This window comes from Bradyrhizobium sp. Crot121 (assembly GCF_059512385.1).
Genome location: NZ_JCAMOR010000002.1, coordinates 251,891 through 265,945, shown reverse-complemented (window position 1 = coordinate 265,945; position 14,055 = coordinate 251,891). Strand labels below are relative to the sequence as shown.

Here is a 14,055-nt window from a genome sequence, read left to right as displayed (position 1 = left end):
GATCATTCCGCGATCATCGCCACTATCGCGAGCGAGATTTCACGGGAATCGGCGGCTCATAGGCTCGGACGGCCGGAGCCGTTCCGACGAACTTCTCGCAATCGACGACAGTGATTTGCCCGCAGCATCCTTGAGCCAGCCGTGACGTGCCGACGTCGCGCGTCAGCACATTGGGATTGCCATGGAGGCAAAGCGGATTCTCCGCGCCATCAGGGGCGGGATCGTACCAGGCGCCAGTCGGCAAATTGACGACGCCCCGCATGACATCGTCGGTCACCTTAACCGCCGCGAGGCAGGCGCCGCGCGCATTGAAGATCCTGATGATATCGCCGTCGACGATCCCGCGCGGCGCGGCGTCGTCCGGATGCATCCGCGCGACTTCCCTGCCCTCGATCTTCCGGGACTGGCTGTAGCCACCGAAATCGAGCTGGCCATGAAGTCGCGTCGCCGGCTGATTGGCAACCAGCCACAATGGCGCCGTCGCGTCCGGCTGCTCGGTCGAGGCGAGCCAGGTCGGGTGGCCCGGGCAATCGTCATAGCCGTAGCCGGCGATCGCCTTGGAGAATATCTCGATCTTGCCGCTGGGCGTCGGCAGCGGATTTGCCTCCGGTGTCGTTCGAAAACGACGCAGGATGCCTCCGTCGTCCGGCTCCGACGGAAGCGCCAGTTCGCCGCGATCCCAAAACTCCTCGAAATCAGGCGCCTCCCAGCCGCGCTCGGCCAGGGCGCGCCGCGTCGGCTCATAGAGATGGCGCATCCACTGCGCGGCATCGCGTCCCTCGGCAAAGACTCTCGCGCCGCCAAGCCGCTCGGCGAGATCGCAGAGAATTGCGAAGTCGTCACGTGCTTCGCCGATGGGCGGCGCAACCTTGCGCATCGCGATCAATCGCGGATCGGTCGCCGCCGCGCCGATATCATCGCGCTCCAGCGTCATCGTCGCAGGCAGCACAATGTCGGCGGACCGTGCCATCGCGGTCCAGGCGAGTTCATGGACCACGATCGTATCGGGGCGCGCGAATGCCTGACGCAGACGATGAATATCCTGATGATGATGGAACGGGTTGCCGCCCGCCCAATAGACGAGCTTGATGTCGGGATATTGCAGCTCGCCGCCGTTATACGCGAATGGCGCCCCCGGATTCAGCAGCATGTCGGAAATCCGCGCCACCGGAATGAACTCGCGAACCGGGTTGCTGCCTTGTGGCATCGTCGGAATCGGCACGGCGTTGACCCGGCGGCCGGTGTGCCCCATCGCGCCGAGCGCATAATTGTAGCCGCCGCCGGGCAGGCCGATCTGACCGACCATTGCGGCAAGGACTGCAGCGGCCCACACCGGCTGCTCGCCATATTGCGCCCGCTGCAGCGCATGGGCCACGGCAATGAGGCTGCGGCCATGCACGAGGGAGCGCGCGATATCCCTGATCATGTCGGCCGCAACTCCGCTGATTGCGGCAGCCCAATCGGCATGCTTGGGCTGTCCGTCGCGGTCACCGCGAAGATAGCGCTCGAACACGTCGAAGCCGGTCGTGTAGCGGTCGACAAACGCACGGTCGCAAAGATTTTCCGCGAGCAAGGTGTGCGCCATCGCGAGCATCACGGCAACGTCGGTGCCCGGACGAATCGGAATCCACTCGGCCCTGGCCTCGGGCGGGAAATCGTCGCGCAACGGGCTGATCGAGATGAACCGCGTGCCTCGCTTGACCGCCTCGCGCATGGCGTCGGGCTCGACGTGCCGGCTCAGCCCGCCGCTGGCGATCATCGAGTTCTTGATCGGCATGCCGCCAAACGCGAGCACGACATCGGTGTGGGTGCGCACCTGATCCCAGGTGACATTACGGCGCGACAGCGCCTCGAACGGCCCCATCACATGCGGCAGAATCACTGACGACGCGCCGGCGCTATAGCTGTTGACCGAACGCACATAGCCGCCGCACACCAAGTTGAGAAAACGATGGATCTGGCTCTGGGCGTGATGAAAACGTCCCGCGCTGGCCCAGCCGTACGAGCCTCCATAGATTGCGCGCGGGCCGAAATTGTCGCGAACGCGCGCGAGCTCGCCGGCGAGCAGATCGAGCGCGGTGTCCCACCCGCATTCGACGAAATCGTCGCCGATTTCGCGCCGCTGCGGGCCTGGCCCATGCTCGAGCCAGTTGCGGCGGACCATCGGCTTGAGGATACGCGCCTTGTGGCGCAAGGCACCTTTGAAGTTGCCGAGGATCGGCGATGGCGCAGGATCGCCGCCGTAAGGCAGGATCGCGACATCCTGACCATCCCAGCGCGCCGAAAACGCTCCCCAATGCGCACTGTGCGTCGCGAAGGCCTCGTTATGATCGGTCGCGTTGGAATGCGTCATGCGAGGCTGCCCCGTCTATCAATCGCCTCAAGAGTTACAGCAACGATGCCTCGATAACGAACGGCCCGCGCTGTCGAAGCGCAGCATCGAACACTTCAGCGAAACGCTGAACGGTCGTCACGCGTTCCGCAGCTACGCCCATGCCGCCGGCAAGCTTGACCCAATCGATCTCGGGATCCTCGATGTCGAGCATGCGGCGGGCGTTCTGGCCGGGGTTGGCGACGCCAACCTTGCGCATTTCGCCGTGGAGGATTGCATAGCCGCGGTTGGCAAAGACGATGGTGACGATATCGAGCTTCTCGCGCGCTTGCGTCCAGAGCCCCTGAAGCGTGTAGAGGCCGCTGCCATCAGCCTGAAGCGACACGACCTTGCGCCCCGGACAGGCGATCGCGGCCCCCGCCGCCATCGGCACTCCGATGCCGATGGCGCCGCCCGTAATCTGGAGATAGTCGTGCGCGGGCGCGTTGTAGGACAGCTCGTAGAAGCCGGAGGACGTGATCGCCTCGTCGCACACGATCGCGTTCTTCGGCAGCTTCGCGGCAACCACGCGATTGATCATTTCGGCGGTCAGAGGACCGTCGGCCTGGAAGGACATCTCGGCTGGCGGCAGCTGGCTCGTCTGCACACCTGCCGCCGACTTGGCGCCGACAGCTTCCGCAAGATGGGCGAGAATTCCCTTCAGATCGTGACCGAGCCCACCGAGCTCGACCACGCTGCACCCCTCAGGTGCGAGGCGACCTGACTGGGTTGGGTAGCCAAAGAACGTGACCGGCTCCTTGGCGCCGATCAGCACGATCATATCGAGCCCTGCCAATGCGGCACGACCCGGCTCCCAGGCGAAGGATATCTTCTCGATCGGCGCCCGACCGCGCCCGCGCTCGATGCGCCCGTTGACGCCCTGTGCAAACAGCCGCGCGCCGGTCTTGGCGCAAATCCTTTCGGCATCGGCAAGCGCATCGGCGCGCAAAGCCAACCCAGACAACATCAGCGCCGCCTTGCAACCGCGGCGCAAACGATCGACGACCGCCTTGAACTTGTCCGGATCGACTTCGCGCCGCGGCGGCGGCGAACGCCTGGCGAGCGGAGCCCCGGCTGATCGCTCCGACCAGGCCATATCCGCCGGCAAGAGCAGCGTCGCGATGCCGTTCGCCAAGCTTGCGTCCCAGGCATCCGCGACATCCTGCTCGATCGAGGCGGCACTGCCGATCCGGCGCACGAACGCCGACATCGGCCGGGCGAGCGTTTCGATGTCGCTCGTCAGCGGCGCGTCGAGCGGAAGATGTGCGGTCGAATGCTCGCCGACGATATTGATGATCGGCGTGCCGGCGCGCCTGGCGTTGTGCAGGTTGGCGAGCCCGTTCGCCAGACCGGGGCCGAGATGCAGCAGGGTCGCCGCGGGCCGGTCCGTCATCCGGCCATAGCCATCGGCAGCTCCGGTGACGACGCCCTCGAACAGCCCAAGCACGCAGCGCATGTCCTGCCGACGATCGAGCGCGGCGACAAAGTGCATCTCCGACGTGCCCGGATTGGCGAAGCAGGTATCGACGCCAAGCGCGAGCAGCGCGTCGCAGAGATGATCCGCACCAGTTTTCATGTCATTGCGCCCCGTGTTTCCCGTTCGCAAGCACCTAGGCGAAACATACGTTGGCCGACGGCTCGTGAGGCCTGCCGAACAACGAACGCCCAGGAATGGCCTCGAGCAGCTCGCGGGTGTAAGCGTGCTGCGGCGCGCCGAATACCGATTGCGTCTCACCCTGCTCGACGATTTCGCCGCGCCGCATCACGACGATCCTGTCGGCGATCTCCGATGCAACACGCAGGTCATGCGTGATGAACAGCATTGCGAGGTTCATTTCTTCGCGCAGCTCAGCCAGTAGCTCCAGAATGTGCTGTTGCACGGAAACGTCGAGCGCCGAAACCGCCTCGTCCGCGACCAGCACCAGCGGCTTCAACGCGATGGCGCGCGCGATACAGATACGCTGGCGTTGCCCGCCGGAGAATTCATGAGGATAGCGTTCATATGCGCTCTCCTTCAGCCCTACCCGCGCCAACAATCGCTTTGCGTCCGCAATCGCCTCGATTGGCGGCGTTCCATAGGTCATCGGGCCGCGCGCGATGGCTTCGCCGACCTTCTGTCGTGGATCGAGCGCTGCAAAGGGATCCTGAAAGACGATCTGCACCTTGCGGCGCATCGCGCGCAATTGCGCGCCTTTCAGTTTGAGAAAGTCGCCCCCATCAAAATCGATCGAACCGGTGTCGGGCTCGATCAGCCGCATGATCATGCGCGCGAGCGTCGATTTGCCCGATCCGGACTCACCAACGACGGCGACGGTCTCGCGCGGCCGCAGCGTGAGAGCGACGTCCCGCACGGCCGATACCCGTCGCACCGGCCTGAACGCGCCCTGACGCGACGCGAATACCTTGTTGAGACCGCGGGCTTCCAACAATGGATCGCTGCCCAGCGCCTGGCCGCGCGTCGTTGGGGGGCGCCCGCCCGGCACTGCCGCAATGAGCGCCTTGGTATAGTCATTCTTGGGGGCGCGAAGCACCTCATCGACCGTGCCCTGCTCGACCACACAGCCGTTGCGCATGACAACGACACGGTCGGCTATGTCGGCGACGACACCAAAGTCGTGCGTGATGAACAGGACGCCCATTCCCCGCTCGGCCTGCAACTTCCGGATCAAGCCGAGGATTTGCTTTTGCGTGGTGACGTCGAGTGCGGTGGTCGGCTCGTCGGCGAGCAGCAGTGCCGGCTCGTTTGCCATCGCGATCGCGATCATGATGCGCTGGCGCTGACCGCCGGAGAGCTGGAATGGATAGCTGCGGGCGAGCGCCGGAGGATCGGGCAGGCCGACCGCCGCGATCAGTTCGACGACCCGCGCGTCCAGCTCGGAACGGTACAGCTTCGCGCCGGCGTGCGTGACGATGGCTTCCGCGATCTGCTGACCGACACGCGTCAGCGGATTGAGCGCGCTGAGCGGCTCCTGGAAGATCATGGATATCGGGCCGCCCCGCAGCGCCCGCATTGCCCCTTCATCCGCTGTCGCGAGGTCCGTATCCTTGAAACGGATGGCACCGCCGGCGACGTGAAGAGCCGGCGGCAACAGCCTGAGCACGGCGTGCGCGGTGATCGACTTACCCGAGCCGGACTCGCCGACCAGGCAAACGATCTCGTTCCGACGCACGGCGAGCGAGACGTTTTCCACCGCGAACTGCCGGTCGCCGCCTCTGGGCAACGCAACGGACAGATTTTCGATTGCAAGCAGCGGTTCGTCCGTCATGCACCTCGCGCCTTCCGCGACAGTCTCGGGTTCAGGGTATCGTTCAGTCCTTCGCCAACGAGGTTGATCGCCAGCACGGTGAGGAAGATGGCTACACCGGGGAACACGCTCATCCACCACGCTTGACGCATCACCGAACGGGACGCGCCGATCATGAATCCCCACGACATCAGATTGGGGTCACCGAGCCCCATGAAGCTCAGCGCACTTTCGATCAGGATCGAACTGGCGATCATCAACGAGCCGGTCACGATGATCGGCGACACCGCGTTCGGCAGGATATGGCGCAACACCACCGACATCGGCGGCTGCCCCTGACAGACCGCGGCCTGCACGAACTCCCGGCTCCGCAGCCGCAGAAACTCGGCGCGCGTCAGCCGGGCGAGCTGCGGCCAGCTCACAGCGCCGATCGCGAGGATCACGTTGGTCAGTGAAGGCCCGAGCGTCGCCACCAGCAGGATGGCAAGGATAAAGCCAGGAATCGTCTGGAACAACTCGACGAAGCGCATCAGAAAGTCGTCGACGCGGCCGCCGAAATAGCCGGCAACGGCTCCCACGGTGACGCCGATCGCGAGCGCGGCAAGTGTCGACGAGACGCCTATGAGAAGCGAGACCCGCGCGCCATAGGCGATGCAGGCGGCGACGTCGCGGCCGAGCATGTCGGAGCCGAGCCACGTCTCGCCGTCGAACGGCGGCTGGAACGGCGCGGCCACCATATCCCAGGGATCGACGGGAAACAGGGTCGGCGCCACGATGGCCAGCACAACGACTCCGGTCAGGATGACCAGTCCGATGACGCCGGCCGGATGCCGAAGAAAGGATGCCAGGTTCTTCACGGCCGCCTCACCTCACACTTCGTACGGAGATGCGCGGATCCACCATGCGATAGACCGCCTCGGTGAGCAGGTTCAGCCCGATCACCACAATCGACATGACCAGGAAGATGCCTTGCATGACCGGATAGTCGCGCTGCAGCACGGCGTCATAGATCAGCCGCCCCAGGCCGGGCCAGGCGAACACGGTCTCGACAACAACCGCGCCACCAACCACCGCGCCGGCCTGCATTCCGGCGACCGTGATAACGGGCAGGATCGCGTTGCGAAGCAGATGGTGCATCACGATCCGGGACTCGGTCACGCCCTTGGCGCGCGCCGTCTTGATGAAATCCTGCTGCTTGACCTCGATGATCGAGGAACGCATCAGCCTGGCGTAGATCGCGAGATAGACAGCGGCCAGTGACAAAGTCGGCAGGACCATGTGCGAGGCAATGTCCGCGATGCGCTGCCACGCCGTCATCTCGACGCCGACGGTCACGTAGCCGAATGGCGGAAGCCAATTGAGCTGCACGGAAAACAACAGCACGAGCATCAGGCCAAGCCAGAACACCGGCAAGGCATAGAGCAGCAGCGAGACGATCGTAAAGAACGTGTCGGACCATTTTCCCGCACGTGTGCCGGCTATCGTTCCCAACGCCGTACCGAAGACCAGGGACAGGATGAACGCCGTACCCGTGAGCAGCAAGGTCGCGGGCAGCCGCTCCAGCAGCAGCGACAACACGGTCCGCTGTTGCCGATAGGAATAACCGAGATCAAGCGTCAGCGTCTTCTTCAGGGAGCTCGCCAGTTGCACCAGGTACGGCTGATCGAGGCCATAGGCCGATCGTATCTGGCGGAGCAATGTTTCGTCGGCAGCACCGCTTTGTCCTGCGATCACCTGCGCCGGGTCGCCGGGCGCCGCGTGAACGAGAATAAAGTTGAAGGTCGCGATGACCAGGATCACGCCGATGATCTTCACCGCTCCGGCGGCGGCGCCCAGCACGTAGGCCGACAAGCGGCCTCCGTACCGGGTGATGACGACGACGCTCATTCGAACCGGACCGCGCCGAAGGTTTCGTGAACGCCGATGGCGGTCGTGGTCACATTCTTGAGCTTCTTGTCGGTGAACGTCGGAAAGTCCTGTTCGAGCAGCCACACGATCGGCACATCCTCGACCAGAGCCTTCTGCACCGCGCTGTACAATTCCTGCCGCTTCTCGTCCGGCGAGGCGGTCGCTGCTTCCTCGAAAAGACGATCGACTTCCGGATTTGAATATCCGGCCGTGTTGGAGAACATGATGCCCTTGCGGATGTTCGACGAAATGTAGGTGCGCGATACGCCGATAGCGGGATCTCCGAGCTGATAGACGAGATTCGTCGTCATCGAATACTCCCCGTTGCTGACCTTCTGGATCCAGCCCGCGACATCGGTGCCTTCAAACTGCAGGTCGATTCCGACCCGCAGCAGCGACTGGCGCAAGAACTCTGCGACGCGACGATAGAGCTCGCCCGATGGCGTGACCAGGAACGGAACGGTGATCCGCTTGCCATCGGCGCCCGGCTTCAATCCCATCTCGTCGAGAAGAGCTTTTGCCTTGTCCGGTGAGTATTCGTACTGCTTTACGTTCTTGTCGTAGAACCGGGTCTTCGACGAGATCGGACCGGTCGCAACCTTGCCGAGACCGAAGTAGACACGCTGGAGCAGAGCCTTGCGGTCTATGGCGTACATCACCGCCTGACGGAAGCGCTTGTCATTCATCGGCGCGATGCGATTGTTCAGCTCGAGCCACAGATGTGGCGCGAAGTACTCATATCCCTTCGTCGTCATGTCGAGATGGGGCAGCTTGGTGAGGCGAGCCACATCGTACTGCTCGATGTCGCTCCACTGCGTCAGCTTGACGGTCCCCTGCTCGAGCGCGACCGAACGCGCTGCCGCATCCGGAATGACGCGGTAGATGATCTCGTCGATGTGAGGCTCCCCGGCGCGGTAGTAGCCGTCATGCTTGACCAGGTGGATGTGCGATCCCCGCACCCATTCCTTCAGCTTGAAGGGACCGCAGCCGATTGCCTTGTCATTCGCAGGGTTGATCTTGAAGTCGGTGCCTTCGTAGATGTGCTTCGGCAGGATCGGCGCCGTGGTGCAATCGAATGCTCCCAGGAACGGGGAAAACGGCGACTTGAGCTTGAACACAACCGTCAGCGGATCGGGAGCTTCCGCGCTTTCAATGCGGGTGAAGATCGGCCGGGCCCGCGCGTGGGTCTCGGGCAGGATCTTGGTCATCGAGAAGATGACGTCGTCCGCCGTCAGCGGCTTGCCGTCGTGGAAGGTGATGTTCGGGAACAGCTTGAACGTATAGGTCAACCCGTCGGGAGAGACGCTCCAGGATTGCGCCAGGCCGGGGATAGGTTTCAGGTCAAAGTCGTAGCGAAGCAGGCTCTCGTAGATCTTGCCGCAGATCGTCAGCGTCGACTGGAGCTGACTGATCGCCGACACCAGCATCGCCGGCTCCGGATGGGTAATCGTGCTGAGCGTGCCGCCGCGCGTCTGCCCCGCGGCACGGTGCAAGCCGAGCGGGATCCCCGCGACGCTGGCCGTTCCCGCGGCCAGTCCCAACTTGCCGAATTCACGCCTGTTCATTCCCATGATATCCCCCCTTCCTGTTGACATGGCTCTCTGGACGAGACGCGCCGGCCGCAGATGCGGCGGCGACCATCACAGCTTCTTCAATCCGCACCAGTTGGCGACGAAGAGCGCGATGCTCAGTGTGATCTTGCGGACGCTTTCGAGATCGACGCGCTCATTGAACGCATGCGGCCCGATGCCGTAATGGCCGTAGCACAGCGCCGGAATTCCATAGTCGACGTTGTAGTAGCGCGTATCGGTAACGGCGGTGCCGATCTGCAACTGCATCGGCTCGTTGAACACCACCTGATGCACCGAGGAGAGCACCTGCTCGGCTTCGCTTCCGGGCTCCAAGACCGACGGATCTGCCTGGAAGCCGCTCCAGATCAGTTCGGCCGGATTGCTCGACAGGAAGCTGTCGGTGGCCTGTGCGTCGGCCAGGCACTTCTCGATGCCACGCATCGCCTCCTGCGGGCTAGTGCCGGGAAGCAGGCCGAGCCGGCAATCGAACTCGCACCAGGCCGCCGTCGAGCTTGCCCAATCGCCGCCCTTGATGATGCCGACATTGAACTTGATCGGCGATTTGACAGTCTTGAACCACGGATGATCCACGGCCTGTTCGTTGAGCCGCTTGGTGTAGTCCTGGAACGCACGGATCACGTGCATGGCCGACAAAATGGCGCTGGTGCCTGTCTCGGAGTAGGCGACATGGGCCGGCGTGCCTCGCACCCGCACGCGGAACCAGATCGCGCCGACCTGCGCGCGCAAGAGCTTTTGGCCAATCGGCTCGGGGATGAGGCACGCGTCGGCGCGATAGCCGCGCATCAACGTCGACAGCGCGCCGTTGCCGGTGCTTTCTTCCTCGGTGACGGTCTGCACGTGGATGCGGCCCTGCGGCGCGTAGCCCGCGGCCCGGATCGCATCGAGCGCAAAAATCATCGCCGACACGCCGGCCTTCATGTCCTGAGCGCCGCGGCCGTGCATCCAGCCGTCGCGCACCACGCCGTCAAATGGCGGAAAATCCCAGAAATCCGCCGGGCCTTCCGGCACCACGTCGATATGACCCTGGAGGATCAGGCTGCGCCCCTTCCCGCCGCCCTCGTAAGTCGCCACAACTTGCCTCGAGCCGGCAAGATCGATCCCATCCATCGGAGCCGCCTTCGGATGGCTCATCAGGTCGACGTCGGCGAGACTGAAAGCATCGACCTTGTAGCCGCGCTCGGCCAGGCGCTCGGCCATCCAGGCCTGGAGCGGGGCCTCCTGACCGCGGAGACTGCGGAATTGTACCAGGCGCGCGAGAAAGGCCACCTGGTCGTCAAAGTTGCGATCGACGGCAGCCCGCAATTCCTCCGCGAGGCTATTGGTCTTGGTCAGCTCAGTTTCCAAGGTCGTCTCCTGTTCGCAGGGGTTATTTCACCCGAGTGCTCGTTGTTGGTCTGGTTGATGTTCGTCGGTCGCGGGGTTCAGGCGACGAGGCAGGATTCCAGGATCGAAAGCCCCTCGTCCACAATGTCGTCCGATGCCGTGAGCGGGACCAGAATCCGAATCGTGTTCGCGGTCGTGCCGCAGGACAGCAGGATCAGGCCGTTCTGGTGCGCAAGCCTGGTGACCTGACTGGTGGCTTCGGCGTCCGGCTCGTTGCTCCCCCGCTGCTTGAGCACATCGAAGGCGATCATCGCGCCCAATCCGCGAGCCCGGGAAATCGGCAGCAGATGATTGGCCTGGGCAAAGCGATCGATCGCATCGCGCAAGCGCGCACCGATCTCATTGGCGCGCGCGAGAAGGTTCTCCTGTTCGAACACATCGAGCACCGCAAGCGCAGCCGCGCACGCCAGCGGATGACCGGCATAGGTGCCCCCGAGGCCACCCGGCTCCGCCGCGTCCATGATCGCGGCACGCCCGATCACGCCAGATAGCGGCAAGCCACCGGCAAGGCTCTTCGCGACACAAATGAGGTCTGGCTTGACGTCGTAGTGCTCCATCGCGAACATTTTTCCAGTCCGACCGAATCCGGTCTGAACCTCGTCCGCGATCAGCACGATCCCATTCTCGTCGCAGATGCGGCGCAGCCCACGCATCAGTTCGGGAGGAGCCTGGTGGAAGCCGCCTTCGCCTTGCACAGGCTCGATGATGATCGCCGCCACCTGCGATGCATCGATATCGGCCTTGAAAATGAAGCCGATATAGCGCAGCGCATCGTCGACAGTAACTTCACTGCCACTGATCGGGAATGGCACATGCCACACGCCGGGCAGCGGGGAAACAACGCCCTTCTTGTAAGGGACGACTTTTCCCGTCATCACCGACGCAAAAGCAGTGCGCCCGTGGAAGCCTCCGGTGAACGCGATGACCCCGCTGCGGCCGGTTGCCGCACGAGCGATCTTGACCGCATTCTCGGTAGCCTCGGCGCCGGTTGTCAGCAGTATCGACTTTAGCGGCCCGCTGATCGGCGCCAGCGCATTGAGACGCTCCGCCAGCTCAACATAGGAGTCATACGGAGCGACCTGGAAACAGGTGTGCGTAAAGCGATCCAACTGATCGCGAACCGCCTTGATCACCAGCGGATGGCGGTGACCGGTGTTGAGAACCGCGATGCCACCGGCAAAATCGACGTAACGTCGTCCCTCGACGTCCCAAAGCTCGCTGTTGAGTGCCCGATCAGCGAAAACCGGTGTGGCATGACCAACACCACGGACCACCGCAGCCTGCCTGCGCGACATCAGTTCGGAGTTTAGCGTCATTACTTACTTCCCCAAGTTGAGGGGACCGTAGTTGGCGCTATCGAACGAACAACCAGTTTTATTATCGCGCTATGGTGACTCACATGCACCAGTCGGGCCGATCAGTGCGCTGGCCAGCACATTTTGTAGCCAATTCCGCAGTGCAACAATCGCCGGGTCGCGCCATCGCTCCTTCAAAGCGACCAATTGGTACGTTCCCATGTAGACGGAGGTGGAGAGCAGCTCGACCAATGCACCAGTGCGAAGGTCGTCCTCGACAAGGACGTCATTTGCGATTGCCACGCCCTGCCCAAGCCGCGCCGCCTCGATGGCGAGGTGGGCATGCCAAAGACGCTGGCCGCCGAGCTGCGGCAAATCGACCAATCCGGCCAGCCGAAACCAGCGCTCCCATTGCTCCGTCGATTCCTCGTGGATCAACGCGATCGACGCCAAGTCCGTCAGGCTCGTGATGGCGGGATGACGCGCCAGATAGCTCGGGCTGGCCACCGGGAAGACCCTCGGCCGGATCAAGGGCTCGGACGCAAGATCGAGATGCGTGGTGATCACATCGGCATAGACGATCTCGGCATCCGCCTCACCACGCGAGAGATCGGGGTGCGACAAGGTTGGCTGCAGGTTGACTTCCCATCGGTTCGGTGGACCCGTCAATTCGGGAAGCCTCTGCAGCAGGCGGCGGTTGGCGATGCCGGGAATACACCAGATGTTAAGCGTGGTTCGCGACGGAGGACGTACCGCAACCGTGGCGCGCGCGATGATGTCGAACGCTTGCGACAACTGCTCATAGAGGAACGAGCCTCGTTCGGTCAGCATGACGCCGCGACCCTGGGCGCGGACGAGCGTGACGCCGAGGCTTTCCTGCAGGTTCTGGATATGACGCGACACGACCGTATGGCTCACCGCCAACTCGTCGCCAGCGGCACGCATGCTGCCGGTGCGGCCAACAGCTTCAAAAGCTCTCAATGCGACGAGGGATGGAACCCGGGGCCTGGTCATAACAGTGTGGGCAATCAGCGCTTCAATCGCCGAGGGTTATGCCCCACCTAAATGTTTTCTTCAATTAGAACAGACACATCGTTGGGTGGCCCGTTCGGTAATGGGTATGAACGGTCGACTCGCTCACTCCTTTATAGCTGGCGTTAAGCCTATTCGGGCTGCTTCGGCAGGAAGTCGATCATCAGACGTGCTATATCGTCGACCTTCTCGTCTAGCGCGAAGTGACCGGCATCCAACAGATGAATCTCCGCGTCCGGCAGGTCGCGCCTGAACGCCTCCGCGCCCGGTGCAATGAAGGATGGATCATAGCGCCCCCACACGATGAGCGTCGGTGGCTTATGCTCGCGCAGAAATGCCTGCCATGCGGGGTAAGAGGCCACGTTCGTGCGATAGTCGTAAAGCAGGTCCGCCTGGATTTCCCGCTGCCCAGGTCGGGACAGGAACGCATATTCGTCGGTCCATGTATCGGGATTGTAGCGCTCGGGATTGGGGCTGCTGCCGATGTGACGGGCCTTGGCGCCTTCGAGCGAAGTGAAAGCGTCGACCTGCTCCGGGTGCGCATCTCGATCGGCCCAATATTGCGCAATGCCGCTCCATTTGGCGCCGAGCCCTTCCCTGTAGGCGTTCGCATTCTGGATCACAAGCGCGCGCACCCGCTCGGGATGAGCCACCATGATGCGGTAGCCAACCGGACCGCCATAATCCTGCAGGTACAGGACATAGCGGCTGATCTTGAGCTGCTCGAGCAAGGCGTTCGTGGTCTCAGCGAGATGGTCGAACGTGTAAGCGAAACGCGAGGGCGGCGGAGCCTCGCTCTGGCCGAACCCCGGATAGTCAGGTGCGATCAGGCGAAAGCGCGTGGCAAGAAGCGGAAGCAAAGTATCGAACATCCGCGAGGAGGACGGAAAGCCGTGCAACAGCACAATCGTCGGCGCGTCGCTCGGCCCCGCTTCACGATAGAAGATGCTGACACCATCCACCTGCGTACGATGATAGGTGATCGTGGCCGAGGTCGATGGCAAGGCTGCGGCCTGTGCGCCATGACCCATGGCCAGCGCGGCGACGGCCGATAGAACGGTTGGAAGCTTCATATCCTTACCTCCGGCAATGCGACTGGCCGACTTGCGACCGAAACGCGAAGAGACAAGTCCTTCGAACAGCGACACGCGACGACGTCGGTATCCGCTGAATATCTGTTGCAGGAAGATATAGGCTCGATCTCCATCCTGAAAATTCAAATAATGAGA

At 63.1% G+C, this 14,055-nt stretch carries 10 protein-coding genes; all 10 read right to left on the bottom strand.

Features of this window, described 5'->3' with window-relative positions; genetic code table 11:
- Positions 1-22: 22 nt before the first annotated feature.
- Complete coding sequence (locus AC5ZGW_RS03360) at positions 23-2,353, bottom strand: molybdopterin guanine dinucleotide-containing S/N-oxide reductase (protein WP_130224182.1); 2,331 nt, start codon at positions 2,351-2,353, stop codon at positions 23-25.
- A 34-nt stretch (positions 2,354-2,387) separates the two neighbouring features.
- On the bottom strand, positions 2,388-3,947 hold the full coding sequence (locus AC5ZGW_RS03355) for an acetolactate synthase large subunit (RefSeq protein WP_130224180.1): 1,560 nt from the start codon (positions 3,945-3,947) through the stop codon (positions 2,388-2,390).
- Between the two features lie 34 nt (positions 3,948-3,981).
- The gene (locus AC5ZGW_RS03350) at positions 3,982-5,637 is read right to left on the bottom strand and encodes an ABC transporter ATP-binding protein (RefSeq protein WP_130224178.1); all 1,656 of its coding nucleotides are present in this window, start codon (positions 5,635-5,637) and stop codon (positions 3,982-3,984) included.
- Positions 5,634-6,473, bottom strand: a complete 840-nt coding sequence (locus AC5ZGW_RS03345) for an ABC transporter permease (protein ID WP_028162036.1) — start codon at positions 6,471-6,473, stop codon at positions 5,634-5,636. Before AC5ZGW_RS03345 ends, AC5ZGW_RS03350 begins: the two co-directional genes overlap by 4 nt.
- Before the next feature lie 7 nt (positions 6,474-6,480).
- Positions 6,481-7,503: an ABC transporter permease gene (locus tag AC5ZGW_RS03340; protein WP_130224176.1), complete on the bottom strand. Its 1,023-nt coding sequence runs from the start codon at positions 7,501-7,503 to the stop codon at positions 6,481-6,483.
- Positions 7,500-9,089, bottom strand: coding sequence for an ABC transporter substrate-binding protein (locus AC5ZGW_RS03335; protein WP_130224174.1), 1,590 nt, complete (start codon positions 9,087-9,089; stop codon positions 7,500-7,502). Before AC5ZGW_RS03335 ends, AC5ZGW_RS03340 begins: the two co-directional genes overlap by 4 nt.
- A gap of 75 nt (positions 9,090-9,164) precedes the next feature.
- A complete protein-coding gene (locus AC5ZGW_RS03330; protein ID WP_130224172.1) occupies positions 9,165-10,460 on the bottom strand; it encodes an ArgE/DapE family deacylase in 1,296 nt (431 codons plus the stop codon).
- 77 nt (positions 10,461-10,537) lie between these two features.
- On the bottom strand, positions 10,538-11,815 hold the full coding sequence (gene gabT, locus AC5ZGW_RS03325; protein ID WP_130224170.1) for a 4-aminobutyrate--2-oxoglutarate transaminase: 1,278 nt from the start codon (positions 11,813-11,815) through the stop codon (positions 10,538-10,540).
- A 69-nt stretch (positions 11,816-11,884) separates the two neighbouring features.
- Positions 11,885-12,808 carry a LysR substrate-binding domain-containing protein gene (locus AC5ZGW_RS03320; RefSeq protein WP_130224168.1) on the bottom strand — a complete coding sequence of 308 codons (924 nt, stop codon included), beginning with the start codon at positions 12,806-12,808 and terminating at the stop codon, positions 11,885-11,887.
- Between the two features lie 149 nt (positions 12,809-12,957).
- Positions 12,958-13,899: an alpha/beta fold hydrolase gene (locus AC5ZGW_RS03315; protein ID WP_130224166.1), complete on the bottom strand. Its 942-nt coding sequence runs from the start codon at positions 13,897-13,899 to the stop codon at positions 12,958-12,960.
- Positions 13,900-14,055: the final 156 nt, after the last annotated feature.